The following is a 25,190-nucleotide window of genomic DNA, read 5'->3' on the forward strand; positions in this document are numbered from 1 at the left end:
ACTACACCGCGGACAACGGATAGCCGGTGGCCTTCTCCACCGCCGCGAGGATCGTCTCGCGCAGCTCCACCGGATCGTACGGCGTGAAGAGCTCCAGCCGCGCCACCTTGGACAGGTGCTCCTTCAGCGCGTCGCCCTTCACGGTGGCGCACAGCGCGCGCCGGGCCCGGTTGTAGGAGTGGGCGTTGGCGTCGGTGGCGTACTGCCGCGTCATCGCCACCCGCGCCGCATCCAGCGTCCCGTCCACCGCCGCCTGGCGCGTGCGCGTCACCATCGAGTCCAGCGCGTACGCGTCCATCACGATGTCCGCCACCGTGGCCAGCACCACCTGGTGCTGCTCGATCTCCGCGCCGAACGTCTCCGCCGCCACCTTCAGCGTGTAGATGGCCAGGCGCTTGAGGTTCTCCGCCGCCTGCTCCTCCGCGGCCAGCGCGTCCTGCACCCGGGCCTCCGGCAGCCGCCCCGCCGCCAGGTCCTCGTCCACCGCCTGCGCCACCTCGAAGAGCGGCAGCGTGCCCTTCATCGTGCGCTTGAGCAGCATCCCCGCGATGAGCATCCGGTTGATCTCATTGGTGCCCTCGAAGATGCGGTTGATGCGCGCGTCGCGGTAACCACGCTCCACCGGGTACTCCTCGATGTAGCCCGCGCCACCGTGGATCTGCACCGCGTCATCCACCACGTACCCGAGCGCCTCCGAGCCGTACACCTTCATGATGGAGGACTCGATGGCGTACTCCTCGATGGCGGCGATGAGGCGCGCCTCGTAGTCGGCGGCCGTCTTGTCCGCCCCCGCCAGCGCCGCGTCCACCAGGCCCGAGGTGCGGTACGTCATGCTCTCCACCGCGTGGATGAGCGTGGTCATCCGCGCCAGCTTCTCGCGGGTGAGCGGGAAGCTCGCGATGGCCGTCTGGAACTGCTTGCGCTCCTGCGCGAAGAGCAGCGCGTTGCGCAGCTGCAGCTTCATGCCGCCGAGCACGCCCGCCCCCAGCTTGAGCCGGCCGTAGTTGAGGATGTTGAAGGCGATCTTGTGCCCCTTGCCCACCTCGCCGAGCAGGTTCTCGCGGGGGATGCGCGCGTCCTCGAAGTAGAGGGGGCACGTGGAGGAGCCGCGGATGCCCATCTTGTGCTCCTCGGGCCCCACGGTGAAGCCGGGCGTGCCTTTCTCCACGATGAAGCCGGTGAACTTGTCACCGTCCACCTTGGCGAACACCACGAACACGTCCGCGAAGGCCGCGTTGGTGATGTAGAGCTTGGAGCCGTTGAGGATCCACTCCTTGCCGTCCGGCGACAGCACCGCCTTCGTCTTGGCCCCGAGCGCATCCGAGCCACTGCCCTGCTCCGTGAGGGCGTAGGCCGCCACCAGCTCGCCGGTGGCCAGCTTCGGTAGGTACTTCCGCTTCTGGGCGTCGTTGCCAAACCAGACGATGGGGAGCGTGCCGATGCCCGTGTGTGCGCCAAAGGACACGGACCAGGAGCCCTGCATGCTCATGGCCTCGGCGATCAGCAGCGAGGTGGTCTTGTCCAGGCCCAGGCCCCCGTAGGCCTCGGGGATGTCGACCATCAGCAGGCCGAGCTCGCCGGCGCGGCGCAGCAGGTCGCGCAGCAGCGCGTTGTCCTTGGCCTCGATCTTCTCGGCCTGGGGGAGGACCTGCTCGGTGGAGAACTGGAGCGCCGTCTTCAGATACAGACGCTGCTCCTCGGTGAACAGCTCCGGCGTGGTGATGCGCACCGAGCCCACGTCATTGAAGAGGAAGGCACCACCGACGGGGACCGCACCGGGACGAGCCTGCTCGAGCACTGCAGCCATTCGGAATCCTCCAGGAGGTAGCCTCCTCGCTCGGGAGGCAGTTGTGCCACCGCGTCGGGCAAGATATGGCGCGGTGCATCAGGGCGGTAGTAGCGACAGGCCCGCCCCTTCTCAACCGAGTTGGACTCGTGGAGGCAGTGACGCCATGAAGCTGCGCTGGAACGTGCTGGGAGCCGTGCTGTTGGGACTGGGACTCGTGGGCTGTGGCGCGACGGTGGGTGACGCCTGCACCACGGATGCCGACTGTGGCGACAAGGGCTTCTGCATCAACAACCAGGAGTTCACCCCAGGGGGCTACTGCTCGCAGTCCTGTGTGCCCGGCAAGGACGAGACCTGTCCCACCGGCAGCAGCTGTGTGAGCCAGGGCTACGCCGCGGACGTGTCCGCCTGCTTCCTGCGATGCGGCTCGAATGACGACTGCCGCACCGGCTACGTGTGCCAGGGCGGATTCAAGGGCAATCCCGCCTCCGTCTGCGTCGCCGCGAACTGAGCCCACCCGCCTGCCCTCCGGGACAGCCGTACGCCACGGCGCGCGGTGTCTCGCGCCCGGAGGCCAGCCGGGGCCCTACCCTCCCTCCGCCACGGCGGGGGCCCGGGGTGTCGGGTAGATGAAGCACAGCGTCTCGAAGAGGGGCTCGCCGGGCGCCACGTACACCCCGCTGAGTGCCCGCGCGGCCTGCGCCAGCTCCGTGCCGAACGACGGCACCAGGCAGATGTCCTCGGAGGTGGTGAAGCGCCCCTTCAGCTTCCCCAGTCCCTTGCGCAGCGTGACGATGTCCTGCTTCCCACCGCGCACCGGCACGGAGGGGCCGTTGGCGTCGGGGCCCGGGAGCTTCCCCACGCTGGTGGTGAGCTCGAAGCCGTCCTGCCGCTGGATGATGCGCAGCTTGCCGGGCGCGGCCTCGGCGAGCCAGGCCTGGAAGCCCTGCTCGTCGCGCAGCACCAGCGGGTAGGCGGCCGGTGCGTCCGGGTGGAGCAGCCACACCTCGCTCGCGGAGTCGCGCAGGACGGCGAGCAGCTCGGACGTCTGGGCGAGGAACGTGTCCGCGTCGGGCACGAGCAGCACCCCCTGCCCCTTCACCCGCTCGCGCAGCCGCGCCTGGTCCTCGGGCCGGGAGGGCACGAACCGCTCCCCACCGAGCCGCACGGCCTCTCCCGCCAGTTCCACCCGCAGGGCCTTCCCAGGCACGGGCTCGCCGTACACCTCGGCCAGAGCCACCTGGAAGCGGGCATCCTCCGCGGCGAGCACCGGGAGCGGCGGCGGCTTGAGTGACGAGAGCGGCTCGGCCGGCGTCTCCTCCCTGCAACCCGCGGCCAGCACCACGGCCAGCACCAGCACCCGCTTCAAGCTCATGGCTTCCCCTGCTCCGCGCGCGGTGCCGCCGGGGGGAACGCGGCGGTGACACACTCGCGCCGAGCCAGTCCCGCCTCCACGGCGTGCAGGGCGGCCGTGCTCGCCTCCTTGAAGAGGACCATGTCCTGGAAGCGGGCGGCGTTCGCGGTGTTCCCGGCATCGCGGATGTAGATGGCGCGCACGCGCCCGGGGAACTCCTCGCGGATTTGGGCGTAGACCTCCGGGTCCTTCTCGCCCGAGTCACCCACGAGCACCACCGGCTGGGGGAAGCGCTCCAGCAGGCTGCGGATGATGGGCTGCTTGTAGTCGGAGAGCGAGCGCGGCCCGAAGTCGCGCAGGTAGAGGCCGAAGCCCTCCGGGAAGCGATGGCGGTCGAGGAAGCCCCCCACCCGGGGCAGGAACTGGACGGGCGAGCCGCTCACCAGCGCGAAGCCCGGCGGCGCCTTCGCGCTCGTCCCGAGGCATCCATAGAAGCCCGGCATGCCGGGAACGGCCTTCTGGGTCTCCTCGTCGCGCAGCAGCGCGTTGGTGACCAGCTTCTCCGGCTGCGTCACCTCGGAGATGGCCAGCGTGTCGTCGAAGTCGGAGATGACGAGGAAGGGGGTCGGGTCCGCGAGGATCTCCACGGGGGCCGTGGCCGCCGTGCCCGTCACGCTCGCCCGGGCGGAGTGGCGGCCCGGGGGGAACGAGCGGCCCTCGGACGGCTGGAGGGTGACCTGGAAGTTGCCGTCCTCGCCGCTGGTGACGGTGGCCACGGTGCCCTGGAAGGAGACCTCCACCTTGGCGCCCTTCCAGTTGCGGGCCGCCAGGCTCCGCAGGTTGCGGCTCAGGGCGGTGCTCCCGTGCGGGGTCTCGGCGAGGACGCGCCCCTGGAGGGTGACGCCACCGGGGCGGCCGAGCGCCGGGGAGAGCAGCACCGCCGGGCCCGCGAGCGCGGGGGCGGAGGCCAGGGCGAGGACGAGCGCGGCGAGACGGACGGAGGCGTTCACCAGGGGAGGTTCCTCGGGCAAGTGTTGAGCGGCGCATGATACCCGCGACCGCCGCTCCAGAAGGGTCCTGGCGCTCCGGACCTGTTGCATCCTGTAGCGGAAAACGACCCTCCCCAGCCCCTGCGACCCCCGGGGCGCACGCCTGGCTGGCCGCCTGGATCTCCAGGGACCGGACATCCGCCTCCTGTAAGTCGTGGCATCCGTTGAGGGTTGATGCTACGACCTCTCACTGATCTCGCGTCTCACGAGGGGGACATGCCAGAGGGTTCCGCATCACTCCAGCTCGCGGTCGGCGACCGGGTGGTCTACCCCAACCAGGGGGTCTGCCGCGTCTCGGCCATCGAAGTGAAGGAGGTGGCGGGTCAGAAGCTCACCTTCGTCACCATGCGCCGCGAAGAGGATGGGGCCGTGGTGATGGTGCCCCAGACCAAGGTGATTTCCATCGGCGTCCGCAAGGTGGCGGGCCCCGAGGACGTCAAGCAGGTCTTCGAGTTCCTGCGCTCCGACAGCGACAAGGCGGACCTGGACTGGAAGATGCGCGCGCGCACCAACCAGGACCGCATGGCCCAGGGCGGCCTCATCGGCATGGCCGAGGTGGTCAAGGGGCTCCAGGTGCTCAGCGAGCTGCGTCCGCTGCCCACCAAGGAGCGTGAGCTGTACGACAACGCTCGGCACCTGCTGGTGTCCGAGATTGCCGCCGCGCTCAACACCTCCGACTGCAACGCCGAGGACGCCATCGACCTCGTGCTCTTCCCGCCCGGCCGCGAGCGCCCCAAGCGCACCGCCGCCGAGTTCGCGCCCCGCCCCGGGGAAGGCGACGAGGAGCTCGGCCTGGACGCCGACCTGCTCGGGCTCGACACCGAGCTGGACCTGCCTCCGGACGAGGAGGAGGCCCCCGCCGAGGAGGAGGAGTCCTCCGAGGAAGCCGGCGAGGAGGACGAGGAGGGCGAGGAGAAGCCCCGCAAGAAGGCCGCGGCCATGCCCGCCGAGGGTGGTGCCGACGCCGCGCCCAAGAAGCGCGGCCGTCCGCCCAAGGCCAAGCCGGCCGAGGGTGCCGAGGCCGCCGCGCCCAAGAAGCGCGGCCGTCCGCCCAAGCCCAAGCCCGAGGGCGCCGAGGCTCCCGCCCCGAAGAAGCGCGGCCGTCCGCCCAAGGCCAAGCCGGCCGAGGGCGCCGAGGCCGCCGCACCCGCGCCCAAGAAGCGCGGCCGCCCGCCCAAGGCCAAGCAGGCCGAGGAGGCAGAGGAGCAGGATGCCGACCTCGATGATGACGATATCGAGGCCGATGAGTGACACCCGTCTTCCGAGGTGACGCCCCGTGATTCGCGTCGTGACGCTGGACTCCTTCGACGAAAAGCAGATCGCGAAGCTCTGCCAGACGCTCTATACGGCGTTCGGCGTGGGCAGCGAGCACTCCGGCCAGAAGGAGGTGCCCGCGGGCATGTCCGAGCCGCTGGATGCCGAGAAGCTGCTCACGGAGATGAAGGGCATCCGTGCCTATGAGGACGACAAGGTCCTCTTCATCACCTCGCGCAAGCTGAAGGAGCGCGAGCTGGCCGGTGGCAAGGCGCCCACCCCGGGCTTCGCCCAGTACAACCAGAGCCGGGCCATCATCAGCACCCACGGGTACAAGGACCTCGAGTCCTCCTTCAAGCCCGTGGCCCGCAACGCGCTGCAGCAGATTGGCCACCTCTGGGGCCTGCACCACTGCCTGGATCCGCGCTGCTCCATGTATCCGCCCTGGACGCCCTCGTTCTCCGCGGGCGAAGCCACCTTCTGCACCTTCTGCCGCGACAAGAGCGAGCAGAAGCTCCGCCTTGCGAAGTCCTAGGTCCCTCCCGCGCGCCCTCCCCTTGCTGGAGCTGGGAGGGTTGCTGCTCGTCGCGCTCGCCTGTCTCGTCTTCCAGCTCCGCCTGCCCGGCCGGCTTGTCTCCGAGGCGGACTACCGCACGGTGGCCGGCTGGCTCCGCGCCGAGGCCCGCCCCGGCGACGCGGTGCTCCTCTTCCCGTGGTGGAGCGAGAGGGCCCGGCTCTACCTGCCGCCGGAGCTGCCGGTGTACGGCTACCTCGGCTCGGACAAGGACGACCTGAGCGCGCACCCGCGGGTGTGGGTGCTGGGCCAGCCGGAGCTGCCGCGCTCGGATGAAGCGGACTTCCAGGCCGCCTTCCTGCCCCAGCGCACCGCAGTGGGCACCTCGCGCCGCGCGGGCAACCTGGAGCTGACGCTGTACGAGAATGGCCGCTACCGGCCCCGGCGCTTCGTGGCGTCGGAGGCGTACGCGAAGGCCCGCGTCTACCTGGAGTCTCCGGACGGCACGCGGCGCGACTGCCCCTTCGACGGGCGCGTGCACCGCTGCCCTGGGCCACCGCACCTGTACGTGGCCCCCGAGTGGCATGAGATCAACTCCGAGCCGCGCCACTGCCTGTGGATGCACGCGCCGGGCGGGACGCAGCGGCTGGTGGCCGAGTTCGACGGGGTGCCCGCGGGCACGGAGCTGCGGCTCGAGGGCGGCCTCATCTTCGAGTATGCCTCGCACCACGACGCGCGCCTGAGCACCACGTATTACGGCGTGGAGGACGCGGCCCGCGGCGAGCCGTTGCTGGAGATCGCCCAGCCACCGGGCCTGGAGGGCATGCAGAAGGCGTCGCGCGCGCTGCCGCCGGGCGAGCCGCGCACGGTGAAGGTGTGGGTGCGGGCGGAGAATCCGGACAGGCGGCAGGTGTGCCTGGACGTGTTCGCGCTCGGAGACGGGGCGGTGGTTTCGCGGGAGGGCACATGACGGCGGGCCGGGCTCCGACGCGGGACGAGCGCTGGCTGGCGCTGGGGCTGTGGGTGCTGGGCTTCGTGGCGCTGTGGGCCACCGAGGCCGCGGTGGGCTTCACGCGCGACGAGAGCGTCTACTTCTACGCGGGCGAGGGCTATGCCCGCTGGTTCCAACAGCTCTTCCGCGAGCCCGCGCGGGCGCTGACGGACACGGCCATCGTGCGCGCCTGGGACTACAACCACGAGCACCCGGCGCTGATGAAGGAGCTCTTCGGGCTCTCGCACCTGCTCTTCCACGAGACGCTCGGGTGGCTGCGGCCGGCGGCGGCCTTCCGGCTTCCGGCCTTCGCCCTGTCGGCGCTGGTGCCCGCCCTCACCTTCCTGCTGGGCAGCGCGGTGTACGGCCGCACCGCGGGCCTGTTCGCCGCGCTCTCCTTCCTGCTCGTGCCGCGCCAGTACTTCAACGCGGAGTTGGCCTGCTTCGACATGCCCATCGCGGCCATGTGGCTGCTGGTGGTGTACGCCTTCTGGCGAGCGCTGGAGGACAGGAACTGGGGCGTGCTGTGTGGCGTCTTCTTCGGCCTGGCGCTGTGCACCAAGCACAACGCGCTCTTCCTGCCCTTCATCCTCGCGCCCTTCGCGCTGTGGCGCGCGTGGACGTCCACGGTGGACAGGCCGGACGCGCGCGTCTGGCTGTGGCGCGTGCTGGGGCTCGTCGCGGCCGTGGCGGTGCTGTACGGGCTGCTGGTGGTGAGCCTCGGGGCCGAGGACTTCCAGCGGAAGTTCTTCCTGCTCAGTCCGCACACGCTGCTCTTCGCGGTGCTGGCGGTGGGCTGCCTGGGCATGCTGCACCTGCTCAACGAGGTGCACCCGCCCTCGGCACTGGCGATGCTGCCGCTGGCCACCATGGCGGTGTTCGGGCCGGTCATCTTCTACCTGCACTGGCCCTACCTCTGGCACGAGCCGGTGGAGCGGACGGCCTGGTACCTGAACTTCCACGCCACCCACAACCACTACACCTGGTTCTACCTGGGCAAGCTGCTGCGCGAGCCGCCCTTCCCGCTCGAGTACGTGGTGGTGAAGACGGCGCTCACCGTGCCCACCAGCCTCTTCGTGCCGATGGTGACGGGGTGGCTGGTGCTCGCCGGGCGCGCGGTGTTGAGCCTCTTCGCGCGTACGCGCTCCCTGGTACGCGTGCCCTCGCTGGCCGAGAGCCTGGTGGGCCTCAACGCGGTGGCCGCCATCCTCATCATCAGCCACCCGCAGGTGCCGCACTTCGGTGGGGTGAAGCACTGGCTGCCGTCGATGCCCTTCCTCGGCATCCTCGCGGGCGTGGCGGTGACGAGGGGCTGCGAGGCGCTCGTGGAGCGGCTGCGGGTGCGCTGGCCGAAGCTGCCCCTGGCGGCGGTGGCGGCGCCGGTGTTCGCATTGCTGATGCTGCCGGCGCTCATCGGGCTGGTGCGCGTGTTCCCGTACGGGACGAGTTACTACTCGGAGCTGGCGGGAGGCGTGCCGGGCGCGGCGTCGCTGGGGATGCAGCGCCAGTTCTGGTCGAGCAACGTGACGGCGGTGCTGCCGTGGATCAACGAGCACGCGCCGCGCAACGCTCGCGTCTTCCTGCACGAGGTGAACGGCCTGTCGTTCCGCGACTACCAGCGCAATGGGATGCTGCGGGGAGACCTGCAGCCGGGCGGGCCGTCCGACTCGGACATCGCGGCGTACCAGTACCACCAGGAGTTCCGCGAGCACGAGCTCAACATCTGGCAGGCCTACGGGACGTGGACGCCGGTGACGGGGCTGTACCTGGACGAGACGCCGCAGGTGGTCGTCTACCAGCGCCGCTGAGCGATGACGCGGCGCGTAGACGCACGAAGCGGACTGTTCAAGGTGGAACGGCGAGCAGCCCCCCGGGCGGTCCTCCCGGATTCCGGGTTAGGCTGGAGACACGACCATGGTGGATGGCATCAGGAGGGGCACATGACTCGGTGGATGAGGGCCGTAGCGGTGGTGGCGCTGGGCGCGGTGGGCTGCACGCAGCAGCAGAAGCCGGCGGTCACCGCGCGCGCGGAGCTGAAGTCGGTGAGCGGCTCCACGATGGAGATCATCCCGAAGGAGGGGCAGTACCCCTACTGCATGCTCTTCACGGTGTCGGAGAAGGGCATCATCCGGCAGCTGACGATGACGCGCGAGAACCGGTCGATCAAATGCGACGCCGGCAAGCGCATCTACAACTCGAGCTTCCGGGTGCCGGTGGAGGAGGGGAAGGTGCGGGCGTACATCTTCTTCTCGGATCAGCGCATCCAGGCGGGCTCGGTGGCGCAGCAGCTGTATGACCTGCGGGACAAGCAGCGGCTGACGGCGATGGACTTCCGGCTGCCGGGCTCGGTGGCGGTGGAGATGCTGGAGTTCACGCCGACGCCGGGAGGCGAGCCGGTGACGGGAGCGGTGGTGGGCACCACGGACATCGCCGAGGGAGGCCAGGCCGAAGGCAGCCAGACCGAGGAGGCCGAGGTGGAAGATCCGCAGGAGATGGCGCCGCCGAAGGTGACACCGCCGCCGAACGGTGGAGGCAGCGGCCCCGCGACGGCCGCGGACGCCGTGAAGTAACCCCGCCCCCACTCCGCCCCACTCGCCCCAACTTCCCCTCTCCCCTCGGGAGAGGGACGGGGTGAGGGTGCCTGGGCCCGTCCTCCCCACTGTGACGAGGAGGGGGCCTGGCGGTCCGCTAGAACGACTCGCGGATCATCGCGAGCAGGTCCTCCTGGGTGCACGGGCGCGGGTTGCCGCGGTGCGAGGCATCCACGAAGGCCTTCTCGGAGATGCGGACCAGGTCCTTCTCCTGCACGCCCGCGTCACGCAGGCGCGAGGGGATGCCGATGGAGGCATTGAGCCTGCGCACGCGCTCGATGGCATTGCCAGCGAGCACCTCCTCGCGCGAGTTCGAGGTATCCCCCATGGCCACGGCCACGCGGGCCAGGCGCGCGGTGCTGACCGGGCGGTTGAACTCCATCACCACGGGCAGGACGATGGCGTTGGCCAGACCGTGGTGTACGCCGGAGATGGGCGTGAGGGCGTGCGCCAGCGCGTGGCAGGCCCCGAGCCCCTTCTGGAAGGCCATGGCGCCCTCCATGGCGGCCACCATCATGTCGGTGCGGGCCAGCAGGTTGCGGCCCTCCTCCACGGCCCTGGGCAGCGAGCGCGCCACGCGGGCGATGCCGTCGATGGCCACCGCGTCCGCGAGCGGGTTGAAGCCGTTGGACAGGTAGGCCTCCAGGCAGTGCGTGAAGGCATCCATGCCCGTGGCGGCGGTGGGCCCGGGAGGCAGGCCCAGCGTCAGCTCGGGGTCGCAGATGGCGGCCTTGGGCATGAGGAACGGGCTGAAGATGACCGTCTTGCGCCCGGTGTCCGAGAGCGTCGCCACGCCCGAACGGCTCACCTCCGAACCCGTGCCCGCCGTCGTCGGAATGGCGATCAGCGGAGGCATGTTGTCGCGCACGTACTGATCGCCGCCCGTCGCGTCGTCGTAGCGCGACAGTGGAGGCTCGTGCGTGGTGAGCACCTGCACCAGCTTCGCCGCGTCCAGCGGGCTGCCGCCGCCAATCGCGATGATGCCGTCGCACTTGTTGGCCCGGTAGGCCTCCAGGCCCGCGAAGGCATCGCGCTCGGTGGGGTCCGGCTTCACCTCCTCGAAGGTGGCGAAGCTGACACCGGCCTCCTTGAGCACGCCGTACAGGCGCTGGGCCAGTCCGGCCTTCACCACGCCCGCGTCCGTCACCACCAGGGGGCGCTTCATGTTCAGCCGCGCCACCTGCGCGGGGAGCCGCTGCAGGGCACCGGCCCCGAGGACGATCTTCGTGGGCCAGGACAGCTCGGTGATGCGCGGCTCGCTCGGCATGTCGAACGGTTTCATCGGTGTCTCCTAAATGAGTTCCATGTAGCGCTCGAGCTCCCAGTTCGTGACGGCGCGCTCGTAGCGCCGCGCCTCCCAGTCGCGCGTGCGCACGTAGTGGTCCACGAACTCATCCCCGAGGATCTGCCTCGCCCGCTTCGACTCCTTCAGGAGCGTCACGGCCTCCCGCAGCGAGCGCGGCAGCATCGGCGCCTCGGCCGAGTAGCCGTTACCCGCGCACGGCTCGGGGGGCTCCACCTCGTTCTCGATGCCCCACAGGCCGGCGGCGAGGCTCACCGCCATGCCGATGTACGCGTTCATGTCCGCGGCCGTCTGGCGGTACTCCAGTCGCATGGACTTGGGGCTGTCGCCGATGACGCGCACGGCGGTGGTGCGGTTCTCCTTGCCCCACGTGGCCGTCACGGGCGCCCACGTGTTCTCCACGCTGCGCTTGTAGGTGTTCACCGTGGGCCAGTAGAGCGCGGTCAGCTCCGGCATCAGCTCCATCAAGCCGCCGATGTAGTGCCGCATCGTCGTGCTCATGCCGTCGCGCGAGTCCGGGTCGTGGAAGACGTTCTCGTGGCTCTTGAGCGACCACAGCGACTGGTGGATGTGCCCCGAGCACCCCGGCAGCTTCTCGTCCACCTTGGCCATGAAGCAGGCGGTGAGCCCGTGGCGCGAGCAGATCTCCTTCACCACCGTCTTGAAGAGCGCCGCCTTGTCCGCGGCCTTCTCCAGGTCGTCGTAGCGGATGGCCGCCTCGAAGACGCCCGGGCCCGTCTCGGTGTGGAAGCCCTCCAGCTCCAGCCCGAAGTCGCGGCACCCATCCATGATGGCGTGCACCAGCGGCGCGTTGAGCGAGGTGCGCAGCCACGAGTAGCCAAACATGCCCGGCGTCAGCGGCGTGAGGCGCTCGTAGCCCTTCTCCTTCAGCGACTGCGGCGTCTCCTTGAAGATGAAGAACTCGTACTCGGCGCCGAACTTGGGCTGGAAGCCCATCTCCTTGGCCCGCGCGTTGATCTTCTGCAGGAGCTGGCGCGGGCTCGGCTCGAAGGGCGAGCCATCCGGGTTGACGAAGTCCAGGAGGAAGGCGGCGGTGTCCGGCTCCCAGGGGATGATGCGGCCGGTGGACATGTCCACCTTGGCCTGCCCGTCCGGGTAGCCCGTGTGCCAGCCCGTCACGCGCGTGTTGTCGAGCAGCTCGTCGGTGATGTCCCAGCCGAACACCACGTCACAGAAGCCGAGCCCGCCCTTGCACGCGGAGAGGAACTTCTCCACGGACACGTACTTGCCGCGCCAGACGCCGTCCACGTCCACTCCGCCGATCTTCACCTGGCGGACGCCGTTGTCCTCGAGCCACTTCTGCAGCACGTCCATGTCGGACGGCTCGCGCAGCGGCCTGACATTGCCGCGCTCCTTGTCCTTGGTGCGCGCGCGCCTGCCCGCGGGCTGCGGCAGGGTGATGACCTTCGCCTTGGAACGATTCGCCATTGGCCGCTTTCTCCTCACCTCAAATCTCCGAAGGCAGCTTCGTCCACACGGCCTTCGTCTGGAGGTAACCCTCCAGGGCGTGATGGGACAGGTCCCTGCCCCAGCCGGACTCCTCCCGAAGGGTTCCGCCCTGCCCGGGGTCCACATGCTGGCCCTCGATGCGCAGCTTGAGCGCTGGAAGCTGGGGAGAGAGCGAGCAAGCGTCGGTCATGAAAATTCCTCGGGAGCCCGGGCGCGCACCGGTGGCACGTGCGGGCGTCAACAGGAAGCGGCAGCCGAAGCTAGGGACCGCCGTACAGTGCGGCAACCCGGCCCACCGAGAGGCGAGATGAAGAACGTTCTGCTTTTGAAAACTGGGGACGCGGCCCACGCCGTGAAGCTGAGCGTCGGTGATTACGAGCACTGGTTCGTCGAGTCGCTGGCCGGGGGCTGCCGGTTCGACATCCTGCATGTGCACCGGGGTGCCCGGTTGCCGGACGACGCGACGGGCTACGACGCGGTGATGATGACGGGCTCGCCGGCGTCGGTGACGCAGCCGGAGCCCTGGATGCAACGATCCGCGGAGTTCATGATGGACGCGGCGGCCCACGGCATCCCGGTGCTCGGGGTGTGCTTCGGGCACCAGTTGCTCGCGTACGCCCACGGGGCGCGTGTGGTGCGCAACACCCACGGGCGGGAGATCGGCACCGTGGAGGTCGCGCTGAGCGACGCGGGCCGCGAGGACCCGCTCTTCCACGGCTTGCCCGAGCGCATCACCGTCCAGGCCACCCACGAGGACATCGTCGAGCACCCGCCAGAGGGGGCGACGGTGCTCGCGGGCAATGCGAACACGTCGGTGCAGGCGCTCGCCTTCGGGCCGCTCATCCGGGGCGTGCAGTTCCACCCGGAGGTCCACCCGGCGGCCATGCGGGCACTGATTCTCGCGCGCGCTGAAAAGTTGGAGGTCGAAGCAACCAACCAGGGCCACCCGCCCGGCGAGCGGGTGAATCGGCTGCTGGCGGGGCTCGCTCCCACGCCCGCCGGGCAGCGAATCCTGCGGAACTTCGTGGAGCGGTTCACCTGAGCGCGGGGCTGGGGTAGGTAGACGGTATGGCCTCGCGCTGGGACTACCTCTTCGAGTCGAAGCCCGTCCCCCTCATGGACCACATGCTGGAGGAGGTGGCGAAGCTGCTCGCCAAGGATCTCCAGCAGTGGCCACCGCCCGTGCAGGAGATCGATCTGGACGTGGGGGGCCAGTTCGCGACGCTCTTCACCGAGCCGCCCCCGCGCCCCGTCCGGGCCGTCTATGACGAGGCGCTCCGGCTCTCGCGTTGGGAACTGGCCCGGGAGCACGAGGCGTACGACGACTACATGCGCAACAAGCGCTACCTGGAGCGGGGGCTGGCACCGACGGACCGGCTGGTCCTGCTGTTCCTGAACCGGTGGATGGTGGACCACATGCTGGGCCTGGGTGAGGCCACCGAGGGACGCGTCAACCGGCGGCTGATGTTGCAGTGTCTCGACCGCCTGGAAGCTCGCCTGAGGTTGGTTCAGACGCCCATCTCTTGAGACCCGCCGTCCCCTCTGCGATAAGCCGCCCATGCTGCAGCCACACGACCTCAATCTCCCGGCGGAACAGCGCCGCAAGCGCCTCTACATCCTGGCGGGGCTGTGGCTGACCATCGTGGCGGTGCTGGTCCTCTTCCACTCGGTGCTGCTGCCCTTCGCGAGCGCCGCGCTGATCGCCTACCTGGTGCACCCGCTGGTGACGCGGCTCTCGCGCATCCAGGTGCGCGGGCGGAACATCCCGCGCTGGGTGGCCATCCTGCTCATCTACGCCCTCTTCTTCCTGGTGACGTACCTCTTCTTCCTCACCATGGTGCCGCAGCTCTACCGGGAGCTGGCGCGCATCAGCCGGGACGGGATTGCCTTCCTCAACTCGCTCACGCCCGAGCGCGTGCACGTGCTGGCGGATCGCGCCGAGGACTGGCTGCGCGCCAATGGGATTCCGCTGGCCATCGCCACGCCCGAGGACATCCGCACCGGCGTGACGACCACGGGCCTGTCGGTGAACCTGGAGAAGACGATCCAGGACACGGCCCTGAGCCTGTCGGCCTTGGGACGCGAGCACCTGGGTGACATCGTCACGGTGTCGCGCAACATCATCACGTCGGTGTTGGCCGGCGTGTTCATGATGTTCTTCATGCTGATGGTGGCGGCGTTCTTCTCCATCGATGCGCAGGCCATCGTGCGCTACTTCACGACGCTGGTGCCGGTGGAGTACGCCGCCGACGCGAACCTGCTGCTCGAGCGCATCGACCGCTCGCTGTCCGGCGTGGTGCGAGGGCAGGTGACCATCTGCATGGTCAACGGCATCCTGACGGGGATTGGGCTGGTGCTGTTCGGGGTGAAGTTCGCGTTCCTGCTGGCCACGGTGGCCACGGTCTTCAGCCTCATCCCCATCTTCGGCACCATCCTGAGCTCGGTGCCCATCGTGCTGATCGCACTGGCCGATGGGTTCCAGAAGGGGTTCGCCATCCTGCTGTGGATCATCGGCATCCACGCGCTGGAGGCGTACTTCCTCAACCCGAAGATCATGGGTTCGGCGGCGCGCATCCACCCGGTCATCGTGGCCTTCAGCCTGATTGCCGGAGAGAAGATGTTCGGCCTGGTGGGCGCGCTCTTCGCGGTGCCGGTGGCCTCCATCGTGGTGGCCTGCTTCGACTACGCCCGCATCAAGGCCCAGCCCCGGCTGGGCGAGGTGCCGGTGCAGCTCGAGCCGCCGAAGTAACGCTCAACCCTGGCAGGCGGCCTCGCAGCGCGAGTCCCGGCAGAAGACGTAGCAGCGGCCGCAATCGAGCCCATCCACCGGGCAGTTGTTGGTGCACCGCACGTTGCTGCAGTTGGGTCCGTCCAGCACGTGGGTGGGGTGGGTCCCCAGCCCGCAGCAGGCGTTCCCCGTGCAATCCGAGTCCTCGTAGCAGATGCGGTTGGACAACGGCGCCGGGCTGCCGCCGGAGTCCGGGTCGATCGGCTCGCACCCGGCCAGCAATCCGAGCACCGCCCCCAGGACGAGGGCGGACAGAGACACAGAGCGGGTGCGGCGCATAGGTCGACTCCCTACCGGTTCATCGAGCCGAGGAATTCGGCGTTCGACGCGGTCGGACGCATGTGCTTGAGCACAAATTCCATCGCGTCGATCGGCGTGAACGGGTGCAGCACCTGACGAAGCGCGGTAATCCGGATGAGGTCCGACTGCGGCAGCAGCAGCTCCTCCTTGCGCGTACCGGACTTGTTGATGTCCAGCGTCGGGAAGATGCGCTTCTCCATCAGCTTGCGGTCCAGGACGATTTCCGAGTTACCGGTGCCCTTGAACTCCTCGAAGATGACCTCGTCCATGCGGCTGCCGGTGTCGATGAGCGCGGTGCCGATGATGGTGAGGCTGCCACCCTCCTCGATGTTGCGCGCGGCGCCGAAGAAGCGCTTGGGCTTGTGCAGCGCGTTGGCGTCCACGCCGCCGGAGAGAATCTTGCCCGAGGCCGGCACCACCGTGTTGTAGGCGCGCGCCAGACGGGTGATGGAGTCCAGGAGGATGCACACGTCGTACTTCTGCTCGACCAGGCGCTTGGCCTTGTCGATGACCATCTCCGCCACCTGCACGTGACGCGTGGCCGGCTCGTCGAAGGTGGAGCTGACCACCTCGCCGCGCACGTTGCGCTCCATGTCCGTCACTTCCTCGGGGCGCTCGTCCACCAGCAGGACGATCAGGTAGACGTCCGGGTGGTTGCGCGAGATGGCGTGCGCGATGTTCTGCAGCAGCACCGTCTTACCGGCCTTGGGCGGCGCGACGATGAGGCAGCGCTGGCCCAGGCCGATGGGGCAGAACATGTCGATGATGCGCGTGGTCATCTCCGAGCCCTCGTGCTCCAGCTTGAGCTTGCGGGTCGGATAGAGCGGCGTGAGGTTGTCGAAGAGGATGCGCTCGCGGGCCGCCTCGGACTGGGGGTCCGTGAAGTTGACCCGGTCCACCTTCTGCAGCGCGAAGAAGCGCTCGCCCTCGCGCGGCTGGCGGATGGGGCCCGTCACCGTGTCGCCCGGCCGCAGGTTGAAGCGGCGCACCTGCGACGGCGACACGTAGATGTCGTCCGGGCTCGGCTGGTAGTCGCTGTCCGCGCTGCGCAGGAAGCCGAAGCCGTCGCTGAGCAGCTCCATCACGCCCTCGGCGTGCACCTCGAACCTCTTGTCCGCGATGCCCGACAGCAGCGAGAAGATGAGATCCTGCTTCTTCAGGCCCTGGTAGCCCTCCACGCCGAAGTCGTGGGCCATCTTCGCCAGGTCGGTGATCTTCATCCGCTTCAGGTCATTGAGCTTGATGACCTGCATGGGCGCCCCGTCACGCGTCACCTCGGTGACCATGGGCGTCTCGGCCTGCTCGGGGGCGGCGGGCTGAGCGGAGGGCTCCTCCTCGTGCACGGCGTGGGCACGGACCTCCTGGTACTCCTCGTCGCGCAGGGGGTGGGAGGGCATCGGCGTGAGCACCGGGCGCGGCGTCTCGGCCACGGGGGCCTCGGACTCCACCTCGGTGTCCTCCTCCCGACGGCTCGCCGTCCGGCGGCGCGCCGGCTTCTCGGTGTCGTCCCGCTCCGCGGTCTTCGCCCGCGTCGTGCGACGCTTGGGCTTGTCCTCGGCTTCGACGGGAACCAGGAGCTTCTCTTTGGGGGAACGGGCTTTGGCCATGATGGGGGGATTGCTGCTGGCTGGCGCCCTGGGGTACGCGGTAGGCGAAACACCCTCAGAGCGGCACTCGGGCTCCCTTCTTGCCGGGACCTCGCGAGTGGTGGAACCTTGGTTCTGGGAAGAGATGGGGCCTCGGAGGTGGGACACCAACCCCCATGAGCCGCCGCAAGAGGTTATTGACCACCTCCGAGGCTGTCAAGGCATCCTCGCTTCCTGCCCAGTCAGGCAGCCGACGCCCCGAATTTTTTCAGTCCAGCCGCCGAGCCTTCATCCGTGAACTCCTCGAAGACCGCCGACGCCGCCCGAATCGAGCAACTCCGCCGCGAGCTCGCCCACCACAACCACCGCTACTACGTGCTGGACTCGCCGGAGATCAGCGACGCGGAATACGACCGGCTCATCCGCGAGCTGCAGGAGCTGGAGGCCCGGCACCCGGACCTCATCACGGTGGACTCGCCGACCCAGCGGGTGGGCGGAGCGCCCGCCGAGAAGTTCGAGAAGGTGGTCCACCGCGCTCCGATGCTCTCGTTGGCCAACGTCTTCGGCGACGAAGAGCTTTCCGATTTCGACGAGCGGATCCGCCGCCAGACGGGCCTCGCGCAGGTCGCCTACGTGTGCGAGCCCAAGCTCGATGGCCTGGCCATCACCCTGCTCTACGAGCAGGGCCGCTTCGTCCGGGGCGCCACCCGCGGGGACGGCACCGAGGGCGAGGACGTGAGCGCCAACCTGCGCACCATCCGCAGCCTGCCCATGGAGCTGCTGCCCCAGGACGGGGTGAAGGTGCCCGGCTCGCTCGAGGTGCGCGGCGAGGTCTTCATCTCCAAGAAGGACTTCAAGAAGCTCAACGACGCGCGCGAGCAGGAGGGCGAGCCGCTCTTCGCCAACCCGCGCAACGCCGCCGCCGGCAGCCTGCGGCAGTTGGATCCCCGCATCACAGCCTCGCGTCCCCTCTCCGTCTACCTGTACGAGTGCGTGCCCGGCGAGGGCATGCCGGCCTTCCGCTCGCACGCGGAGAAGCTGGAGTACCTCAAGTCGCTCGGGCTGCCGGTGAACCGGTACGTGCGCGCGCCGGGCGTGGATGGGGTGCGTGAGCAGTACCGCGCCTCCGTCGACGGCCGCCATGCCCTGCCCTTCGAGGTGGACGGCATGGTGGTGAAGGTGGACGAGGAGGCGCTGCGCCAGCGGCTGGGGCAGATTTCGAAGAGCCCGCGCTGGGCCGTGGCCTACAAGTTCCCGCCGGAGGAGGAGGCGACCCTGGTGGAGGACATCCAGGTGTACGTGGGCCGCACGGGCGCGCTCACGCCGGTGGCGCACCTCAAGCCGGTGAAGGTGGGCGGCGTCACCGTCAGCCGCGCCACCCTGCACAACGAGGACGAGCTGCGCCGCAAGGACGTGCGCAAGGGCGACACCGTCTTCATCCGCCGCGCCGGGGACGTCATCCCCGAAATCGTGAAGGTGGTGGAGTCCAAGCGCCCCGAGGGCGCCCAGCCCTTCGTCTTCCCCACCGAGTGCCCGGTCTGCCACGCGGCGGCCATGCGGGACGACGAGGGCACCATCATCCGCTGCACCGGCGCCACCTGCCCCGCGCAGCTGGTGGAGAAGGTGCGCCACTTCGCCTCGCGCACCGCCATGGACGTGGACGGCCTGGGCGAGAAGCTGGCCGCCCAGCTGGTGGAGACAGGGCTGGTGAAGAGCTTCGCGGACCTCTACCACCTCACCAAGGGCCGGCTGCTCGAGCTCGAGCGCATGGGCGAGAAGAGCGCCGACAACCTGCTGTCCAACATCGAGCGCTCCAAGCAGACCACCCAGGCCCGCTTCCTCTACGCGCTCGGCATCCGCCACGTGGGCGAGGCCACCGCCAAGACGCTCGCGGAGACCTTCCCCGACGTGCGCCAGCTCTTCGAGGCCAGCCTGGAGGACATCACCCGCGTCAAGGACGTGGGCCCCACCATGGCCCAGGTCATCTACTCCTTCTTCCGCGAGCCGCAGAACCGCGAGGCCATCGAGGCGCTGCTGGCCGCGGGCATCACTCCGGCCGCGCCCCGTGCCGTCCAGGGCGGCGTCTTCGCCGGCAAGACGGTGGTCCTCACCGGCGGCATGAGTGGGATGAGCCGCGACCAGGCCAAGGAGGAAATCGAACGCCGGGGGGGCAAGGTGTCGGGAAGTGTCTCGCGCAAGACTGACATGCTGGTGGCGGGCGAGGACGCCGGTAGCAAGCTGAAGAAGGCACAGGAACTCGGAGTAAGAATCCTGGACGAGCAGGCGTTCCTGGAGCTGTTGCAGTCCGACGCCAGAGGGTAGAAGGGCCGGCATCATGGACAGGCGGCGAGCAAGCCTCCGGATTCGAGGCAAGGTGCAAGGGGTGTTCTACAGGGAGAGCGCCCGCACCGAGGCCCTGCGTCTCGGACTGACGGGGCAGGTGCGCAACCTCGCGGACGGGTCGGTGGAGGCCGTCGTCGAGGGAGCGCCAGAGGCCATCGAGGCGTTCGTCACCTGGTGCCACCGGGGTCCCGTCCAGGCCCGGGTGACGGACGTGGAGCGCGCCGATGAACCGGCGCGTGGGGAGTTCAGCACCTTCACCGTGGAGCGTAGCTCATGACTCCCTATGCGCTGGCTTCTCTGCCGGCCATGCTGGGCATCAAATCCGGCAGCAAGGTCTCCGTCATCAACCCCCCGCGGGGCTTCGTGCAGCGGCTCAACCCGCTGCCCGAGGGCGTGGAGTTCCTCATCACCGCCCAGACGGGCCTGGACGTCATCCTCTTCTTCACCCAGGACGCGCACGAGCTGGTCCAGCGCCTGCCCGCCCTCTCGCGGGCCATGGCGCTCACCGGGGGCATCTGGGTGTGCTGGCCCAGCGGCGAGGGCATCAAGACGTCCCTCTCCGAGGACTTCATCCGTCAGGCCGCGCTCGACATCGGCATGGTGGACAACAAGATCTGCATCATCGACAGCACCTGGACGGGCCTGCGCCTGGTGCGCCGTCCCCGGGGCCGGTTGGACAAGCCGGAGCACCGCAAGCGGGCCCCCACCGCCCAGGCCTAGGGAGCGGGCGAGCTGCCGGAAGGCGGACATTTTCCATGTCTCGCCTTTACAGGTCGTATCAGGCGTGAAAACCTTTTGTTGTTTTCGGGCCTTGGAACGTTCCACCTGGGGTGGGGCGTTTGGGGTCCAAGTGGATTTTTGATTTTTGAGACGGGTGCGTTCCCAGGAGACCAGGGGGCGCCAGTGCATCGGGTCTCTATCGCCCCCCCAAGGCGCCCGCGGATGGGCTCCGACCGGGTGTGGAAGGAAGAGGACGGGCAGTAGGCGCGCCAGGGGACCCCGGAACGCTCGTATTGGAAGCAAGCCCCCGCCCGGCAGGGTGCCCGCGGGGCCACATGAACTCGGAGGAGCAGGTCTGGACCCCACAACCCTCACCCGCGCGGAGACAGCCGGAGCCCGGAGACACGGGCCGTCCTGCGTTCGCGCGCACCGAGGGCCCGGGGCCACCTCTCCCCTCGCAGCGCGCTCGGAAGCGGGAGACGCCGTCGCCTCCCGTCCGCCGGAGCTCACGCATCCGCGCGCGCGCCCAGGATTCATCAATGAGCAGCATCCTCGTCATCAACGCGGCGGGCCGGGAGACCCGCGTGGCTCTCGTCGAGACCGGCCACATCGCGGAGTTCTACCTCGAGCGTAAGAAGGACAAGGGAATCGTCGGAAATATCTACAAGGGCCGCGTCGTCCGGGTGCTCCCGGGCATGCAGGCGGCCTTCGTGGATATCGGCCTGGAGAAGGCGGCCTTCCTCTACGTCAGCGACGTCGTCTACGACCCGGACTTCGCACGCGCCCAGTTCGAGCTGACCGAGGGCGAGCACGACGACGCCCCGGAAGTGCCCGAGGAGTCCGAGGCCATGGCCGCCGAGGCCGCCCATGAGTCGGGCTCCGAGGTGGACGCCGAGGTCCACGAGCACACCGCCCCCGGTGGCGAGGCACCTCATGCCGTCGAGGAGCCGGAGCAGCGCCCCGAGGAGCACCGTGCCGAGGAGCCGGCGGCCCGGACCGAGGAGCCCGCTCCCGTGGCCGCCCCGGCCGAGCCGGTGGCCACTGCCTCCGAGCCGGTGGCCGCTGCCGCTCCCGCCGAGCCGGTGGCCGTGGCCGCTCCCGCCGAGCCGGTGAGCGTCCCCGTGGCGCCGGTGGAGTCCGCACCCGTGAGCGTGGAGGCCCAGACGGCCCCGGCCGCCTCGGAGACGGTTTCGTCGATGCCCGCCACCGAGGGCTCCGTGGCCCTGGCGCTGTCGCCCGAGCCGGCCACCGTCCCGAGCGAGCAGCAGGCCGCCGTGGCCCCCGCCGCTCCGGCCGAGGCCCCTGCTCAGCGTCCCGAGACGGCCGCCGGTGAGCGCCGGGCTCCGCGTGAGAACCGCGAGGCGGCTCGCGAGGCCCGTGAGGCCCGCCGCGAGCAGAAGGATCGCGACCGCGAGAAGGACCGGGAGAAGGACAAGGCCCGCAAGCAGCGCGACGAGCAGCAGCGCAAGCGCGACGACGAGAAGTCCAAGCCGCGCAAGACGGCGAAGATCGAGGAGTTGCTGAAGGTGGGCCAGGAGGTCGTGGTCCAGATCTCCAAGGATCCCATCGGCACCAAGGGCGCGCGCCTCACCTCGCACATCTCCATCCCGGGCCGCCACCTGGTGTTCATGCCCACGGTGGACCACGTGGGCATCAGCCGCCGCATCTCCAACGAGAAGGAGCGCAAGCGGCTGCGCGAAATCGTGGACCGGCTGCGTCCGCCCGGGACGGGCTTCATCGTGCGCACGGTGGCCGAGAACGTGCCGCAGGAGAAGCTCGAGACCGACATCCGCTTCCTCATCGAGGTGTGGAACCAGGTGGTGCGCCGCAACGAGAAGCGCGGTGGCCCCGGCCTGCTGCACCCCGACCTGGATCTCATCCTGCGCGCCACGCGCGACCTCTTCGCCCACGACGTGGAGAAGCTCGTCGTCGATGACCGCGAGGAGTACGAGCGCATCCTCGGCTTCGTGAACGCGCAGGATCCGGCGCTCAAGGACCGGGTGGTGCTCCACGAGTCGGACGAGCCCATCTTCGACGCCTACGGGATCGAACACGAGCTGCAGCGCGCCACCCAGCGCAAGGTGTGGCTCAAGAGCGGCGGCTACCTCATCATCGACCAGGCCGAGGCGCTCACCGCCATCGACGTCAACTCGGGCCGCTACGTCGGCAAGAAGAGCCTCGAGGAGACGATCACCAAGATCAACGTCGAGGCGGCCAAGGAGATCGTCTACCAGCTGCGGCTGCGCAACATCGGCGGCATCATCATCTGCGACTTCATCGACATGGAGAAGCCGCAGAACCGGGACAAGGTCTTCAAGTCGCTGCAGGAGGCGCTGGGCCGGGACAAGGCCAAGACGAACGTGCTGCGCATCTCCGAGCTGGGCCTGGTGGAGATGACGCGCAAGCGCGTGCGCGAGTCCATCGGCCGCGTGCTGCACGAGGACTGCCCGTACTGCGACGGCAAGGGCTTCGTGAAGACGGCGACCACGGTGGCCTACGAGCTCTTCGGGGAGATCCGCCGCGAGGCGCCGGGCTACAAGGACCCCACGCTGGTCATCAACTGCAACGCCGAGGTGGCGCGGCTGCTCCAGGGCGAGGAGCGGCAGGAGCTGCGGCACCTGATGGACCGCTACAACAAGTCCATCCAGGTGAAGGCGCAGCAGAACTACCACCGCGAGCAGTACGACATCTACGGCCGCAGCGCGCAGGGCGGGGACCACAAGGTGGCCTCGTCACCGGGCTCGGGTGATGGCGAGCTGTCGATGCAGCGCCGGCCCGAGAGCGGCGGAGGCGAGCGGAGCGCACGCGAGGGTGGCCGCGACCGTGACCGGGGTGGTGGCCGCGACCGCAATGAGCGCGGTGACCGGGGTGGTGGTGGTGGCCGCGAGCGCGGTGAGCGCGGTGACCGGGGTGGTGGTGGTGGTGGTAGCCGCGACCGCAATGAGCGCGGTGAGCGCGGTGACCGGGGTGGTGGCCGCGACCGCGACCGCAACCGGGGCGACCAGCAGCGCCGGCCCGAGCAGCGCGAGGGGCGTGGACAGCAGCAGGGGCAGCAGCAGGGCCAGGCGAGCGAGCAGCCGAAGCCGTCCAACGGCGGCAACGAGTCCGGCGGCAACAGCTGAGCCCAACTTCCCCTCTCCCTCCGGGAGAGGGACGGGGTGAGGGTACCGGGCCCGCTGTGGAGCACCCACCGCGGGCCACGAGCCCCCCTCCCCCTGGCCGAGCCTCCCCGGCATTGGCTAGCCTTGGCGTCCCCCGGATGCGGCCCTTCACCCCCCTCTTCCTCAAGCGACTGCGCACCAGCGCGCTTCAGTGGGCCCGGCGCACCTGGGCTCCGATGGAGCGGACACGCACGGGCCGCTTCGCGAAGGACACCTTCCTGGCGGTGCGCGGCCTCGCACGAGGCTTCCAGGGCGAGAACATCCGCCTGCGGGCCGCGGCGCTCACCTACATCAGCGTCTTCTCCCTGGTGCCGCTGCTGACGGTGGTGGTGGCCCTGCTGGGTGCCTACCACCAACAGGCCATCCAGCATCGCCTGCGGGAGCTCATCTTCGCGGTGATGGCGCCCGGAGTGCGCGAGGAGTCGGCGGCCTTCCTCGAGGGCTTCCTGGAGCCGGGCCACACGACGGCCATCGGAAGCGCGGGCTTCCTCGGGCTGCTCTTCTCGGCGGGTTCGCTGCTGCACAACATCGACGTCTCGTTGAACGAGATCTGGGGCGTGAAGAACCACCGCTCCTGGCTGGTGCGCGGGCTCATCTACGCGGGGCTGCTGCTGCTGGGTCCGCTGATGCTGGCCCTCTCGTTCACGGGCTCGGGCGTGGTCCGCTCCTTCCTGGAGGGCACCCACGCTCCGCTCGTCGTGGACCTCTTCGAGCTGCTGTTCGGCGCCCTGTCTCCCGTCATGGCGGCGGGTGGGCTCACCCTGCTCTACTACGTGACGCCCAACACGCACCTGCGCCTGCGCTCGGCGCTCTCGGGCGGGCTGGTGGCGGGCGCGGCCTGGAGCGTGGCGCGGCATGTGTACACGGGAATTGCCGCGTACAGCTTCCGCCACAACCCGCTCTACGCCTCGCTGGGCGCCCTGCCCATGTTCCTCGCGTGGCTGTACGTGGACTGGCTCCTCTTCCTCATCGGCGCCCGCCTCTCGTACGCGGTGGAGCACGCCACGTTCCGGGACTCGCTGTGGGCCTTCGGCGCCCACCCGCGCGCACGGGAGCTGGTGGCCGCCCGGGTGGCCCAGGAGACCACGCTCGTCTGGTTCGACGGTGGACTGCCGCCGCTGCCTCGGGATCTGGCCCTGCGTCTCCGGGTCGCCGAGGCCCTCGTCGAGGAGGTGGTGGACGACCTGGAACGGGCGGGCCTGGTCGAGCGCCACCGGAGGGGCGGCGTCCTGCCAGCCCGCGCTCCGGCCGAGCTCACCCTCGCCGACCTGACGCTCGCCGTGCACGGCGTCTACAACCCCGTGGAGCCCGGGACTCACACGACCCCGCGCGCCCCCGGTTTCGAGGTGCTGGACGCCTTCTTCCGGGAGTCGGACCGGGCGGGGCTCGACGTGCTGCGCCGGACCCGGTGGGTGGACCTCGCCATCCTGGTGCGCCCGGGGCTGGCGGAGGCCCAGGCGGTGACCGCCCCGGCACCCGCTCCGGCCGAGACCGTGACGGGAAGCGGAAATCCGTAACGTTTCTGGGAGGTTGGCGGTCCTCGCGCCTTGCGCGCTGCCTCCGTTCTGTTATGTTTTCGGGATTCGACCACGGGCCAAGCGCCCTGTTTCCGAGGAGTTAGGCGGTTTGCGGGAGCGTGCGATGCTGAAGTCCGATCTGATCAACGTCCTCGTCAACAAGAAGGGGATGACGCAGAAACAGGCCGAGGCCACGGTCGAGACGATCTTCGAGTCCATGAAGGAGGCGCTCTGCCGCGGGGAGAACATCGAGATCCGCGGGCTGGGGGCCTTCCATGTGAAGAACTACCAGGGCTACCAGGGCCGCAATCCGAAGACGGGACAGATCATCCCCGTGAAGCCCAAGCGGGGCCTGCTGTTCCGCACGGGCAAGGAGCTGCGCGACCGGGTCAACCGGCCGGCGCCCCAGACGCCGCAGTCCGACATCTCGTTCGACCCCAAGAGTGGCAGCGGCACCTACTAA

23 protein-coding genes are annotated in these 25,190 nt (G+C 69.5%); 15 read left to right on the forward strand and 8 right to left on the reverse strand.

Going from position 1 to position 25,190, the window contains the following annotated elements; genetic code table 11:
- Position 1: 1 nt before the first annotated feature.
- A complete protein-coding gene (locus tag NR798_RS36010; protein ID WP_375767074.1) occupies positions 2 to 1,807 on the reverse strand; it encodes an acyl-CoA dehydrogenase family protein in 1,806 nt (601 codons plus the stop codon).
- A gap of 145 nt (positions 1,808 to 1,952) precedes the next feature.
- On the opposite strand from NR798_RS36010, the gene NR798_RS36015 reads away from it, so the two are divergent.
- Positions 1,953 to 2,297 carry a hypothetical protein gene (locus tag NR798_RS36015; RefSeq protein WP_375767075.1) on the forward strand — a complete coding sequence of 115 codons (345 nt, stop codon included), beginning with the start codon at positions 1,953 to 1,955 and terminating at the stop codon, positions 2,295 to 2,297.
- Between the two features lie 75 nt (positions 2,298 to 2,372).
- Here the strand turns inward: NR798_RS36015 and NR798_RS36020 are convergent, their stop codons facing one another.
- Complete coding sequence (locus NR798_RS36020; protein WP_375767076.1) at positions 2,373 to 3,161, reverse strand: hypothetical protein; 789 nt, start codon at positions 3,159 to 3,161, stop codon at positions 2,373 to 2,375.
- Positions 3,158 to 4,150, reverse strand: coding sequence for a phosphatase domain-containing protein (locus NR798_RS36025; protein ID WP_375767077.1), 993 nt, complete (start codon positions 4,148 to 4,150; stop codon positions 3,158 to 3,160). Before NR798_RS36025 ends, NR798_RS36020 begins: the two co-directional genes overlap by 4 nt.
- 255 nt (positions 4,151 to 4,405) lie before the next feature.
- Between NR798_RS36025 and NR798_RS36030 the strand changes: the two genes are divergently transcribed.
- From NR798_RS36030 to NR798_RS36050, 5 genes are all read left to right on the forward strand, one after another.
- Positions 4,406 to 5,440, forward strand: coding sequence for a CarD family transcriptional regulator (locus NR798_RS36030; RefSeq protein ID WP_375767078.1), 1,035 nt, complete (start codon positions 4,406 to 4,408; stop codon positions 5,438 to 5,440).
- A 25-nt stretch (positions 5,441 to 5,465) separates the two neighbouring features.
- Entirely contained in the window at positions 5,466 to 5,978 is a 513-nt protein-coding gene (locus tag NR798_RS36035; RefSeq protein ID WP_375767079.1) for a hypothetical protein, read from the forward strand.
- A complete protein-coding gene (locus tag NR798_RS36040) occupies positions 5,965 to 6,927 on the forward strand; it encodes a hypothetical protein (RefSeq protein ID WP_375767080.1) in 963 nt (320 codons plus the stop codon). Before NR798_RS36035 ends, NR798_RS36040 begins: the two co-directional genes overlap by 14 nt.
- Positions 6,924 to 8,756, forward strand: a complete 1,833-nt coding sequence (locus tag NR798_RS36045) for an ArnT family glycosyltransferase (RefSeq protein WP_375767081.1) — start codon at positions 6,924 to 6,926, stop codon at positions 8,754 to 8,756. The genes NR798_RS36040 and NR798_RS36045 overlap by 4 nt, the downstream gene beginning before the upstream one ends.
- Positions 8,757 to 8,888: 132 nt before the next feature.
- Positions 8,889 to 9,518 carry a hypothetical protein gene (locus NR798_RS36050; protein WP_375767082.1) on the forward strand — a complete coding sequence of 210 codons (630 nt, stop codon included), beginning with the start codon at positions 8,889 to 8,891 and terminating at the stop codon, positions 9,516 to 9,518.
- 118 nt (positions 9,519 to 9,636) lie between these two features.
- On the opposite strand, the gene NR798_RS36055 is transcribed toward NR798_RS36050, so the two are convergent.
- Genes NR798_RS36055 through NR798_RS36065 form a run of 3 tightly spaced genes read right to left on the reverse strand, consistent with a single transcriptional unit; the run spans position 9,637 to position 12,502 of the window.
- Positions 9,637 to 10,821 carry an iron-containing alcohol dehydrogenase gene (locus NR798_RS36055; RefSeq protein ID WP_375767083.1) on the reverse strand — a complete coding sequence of 395 codons (1,185 nt, stop codon included), beginning with the start codon at positions 10,819 to 10,821 and terminating at the stop codon, positions 9,637 to 9,639.
- Positions 10,822 to 10,830: 9 nt separating this feature from the next.
- A complete protein-coding gene (locus tag NR798_RS36060; protein WP_375767084.1) occupies positions 10,831 to 12,291 on the reverse strand; it encodes a glutamine synthetase family protein in 1,461 nt (486 codons plus the stop codon).
- 19 nt (positions 12,292 to 12,310) lie between these two features.
- Entirely contained in the window at positions 12,311 to 12,502 is a 192-nt protein-coding gene (locus NR798_RS36065) for a hypothetical protein (RefSeq protein WP_375767085.1), read from the reverse strand.
- Between the two features lie 117 nt (positions 12,503 to 12,619).
- Between NR798_RS36065 and NR798_RS36070 the strand changes: the two genes are divergently transcribed.
- The 3 genes from NR798_RS36070 to NR798_RS36080 are packed head-to-tail and all read left to right on the forward strand — an operon-like array spanning position 12,620 to position 15,061.
- Entirely contained in the window at positions 12,620 to 13,354 is a 735-nt protein-coding gene (locus tag NR798_RS36070) for a glutamine amidotransferase (protein WP_375767086.1), read from the forward strand.
- A gap of 26 nt (positions 13,355 to 13,380) precedes the next feature.
- Positions 13,381 to 13,839 (forward strand): hypothetical protein, encoded by a 459-nt coding sequence (locus tag NR798_RS36075; protein ID WP_375767087.1) that lies wholly within the window; start codon positions 13,381 to 13,383, stop codon positions 13,837 to 13,839.
- Between the two features lie 31 nt (positions 13,840 to 13,870).
- Positions 13,871 to 15,061, forward strand: coding sequence for an AI-2E family transporter (locus NR798_RS36080; protein ID WP_375767088.1), 1,191 nt, complete (start codon positions 13,871 to 13,873; stop codon positions 15,059 to 15,061).
- A 3-nt stretch (positions 15,062 to 15,064) separates the two neighbouring features.
- Here the strand turns inward: NR798_RS36080 and NR798_RS36085 are convergent, their stop codons facing one another.
- Together NR798_RS36085 and rho are read right to left on the reverse strand one after the other, a co-directional pair.
- On the reverse strand, positions 15,065 to 15,379 hold the full coding sequence (locus NR798_RS36085; protein WP_375767089.1) for a hypothetical protein: 315 nt from the start codon (positions 15,377 to 15,379) through the stop codon (positions 15,065 to 15,067).
- A gap of 11 nt (positions 15,380 to 15,390) precedes the next feature.
- The gene (rho, locus tag NR798_RS36090; protein ID WP_375767090.1) at positions 15,391 to 17,007 is read right to left on the reverse strand and encodes a transcription termination factor Rho; all 1,617 of its coding nucleotides are present in this window, start codon (positions 17,005 to 17,007) and stop codon (positions 15,391 to 15,393) included.
- Between the two features lie 273 nt (positions 17,008 to 17,280).
- Here rho and ligA point away from each other — a divergent pair, with 273 nt between their 5' ends.
- The 6 genes from ligA (at position 17,281) to NR798_RS36120 (ending at position 25,190) form a co-directional block, all read left to right on the forward strand.
- Positions 17,281 to 19,308 (forward strand): NAD-dependent DNA ligase LigA, encoded by a 2,028-nt coding sequence (ligA, locus tag NR798_RS36095; protein WP_375767091.1) that lies wholly within the window; start codon positions 17,281 to 17,283, stop codon positions 19,306 to 19,308.
- Positions 19,309 to 19,321: 13 nt separating this feature from the next.
- Positions 19,322 to 19,606, forward strand: a complete 285-nt coding sequence (locus NR798_RS36100) for an acylphosphatase (RefSeq protein WP_375767092.1) — start codon at positions 19,322 to 19,324, stop codon at positions 19,604 to 19,606.
- Entirely contained in the window at positions 19,603 to 20,049 is a 447-nt protein-coding gene (locus NR798_RS36105) for a DUF3052 family protein (RefSeq protein ID WP_375767093.1), read from the forward strand. Before NR798_RS36100 ends, NR798_RS36105 begins: the two co-directional genes overlap by 4 nt.
- Before the next feature lie 539 nt (positions 20,050 to 20,588).
- Positions 20,589 to 23,171 (forward strand): Rne/Rng family ribonuclease, encoded by a 2,583-nt coding sequence (locus NR798_RS36110; protein WP_375767094.1) that lies wholly within the window; start codon positions 20,589 to 20,591, stop codon positions 23,169 to 23,171.
- A 137-nt stretch (positions 23,172 to 23,308) separates the two neighbouring features.
- A complete protein-coding gene (locus NR798_RS36115) occupies positions 23,309 to 24,727 on the forward strand; it encodes a YhjD/YihY/BrkB family envelope integrity protein (RefSeq protein WP_375767095.1) in 1,419 nt (472 codons plus the stop codon).
- Between the two features lie 124 nt (positions 24,728 to 24,851).
- Entirely contained in the window at positions 24,852 to 25,190 is a 339-nt protein-coding gene (locus tag NR798_RS36120) for an HU family DNA-binding protein (protein WP_375767096.1), read from the forward strand.

This window comes from Archangium gephyra (genome assembly GCF_042230915.1).
Taxonomy (GTDB): domain Bacteria; phylum Myxococcota; class Myxococcia; order Myxococcales; family Myxococcaceae; genus Archangium; species Archangium gephyra_B.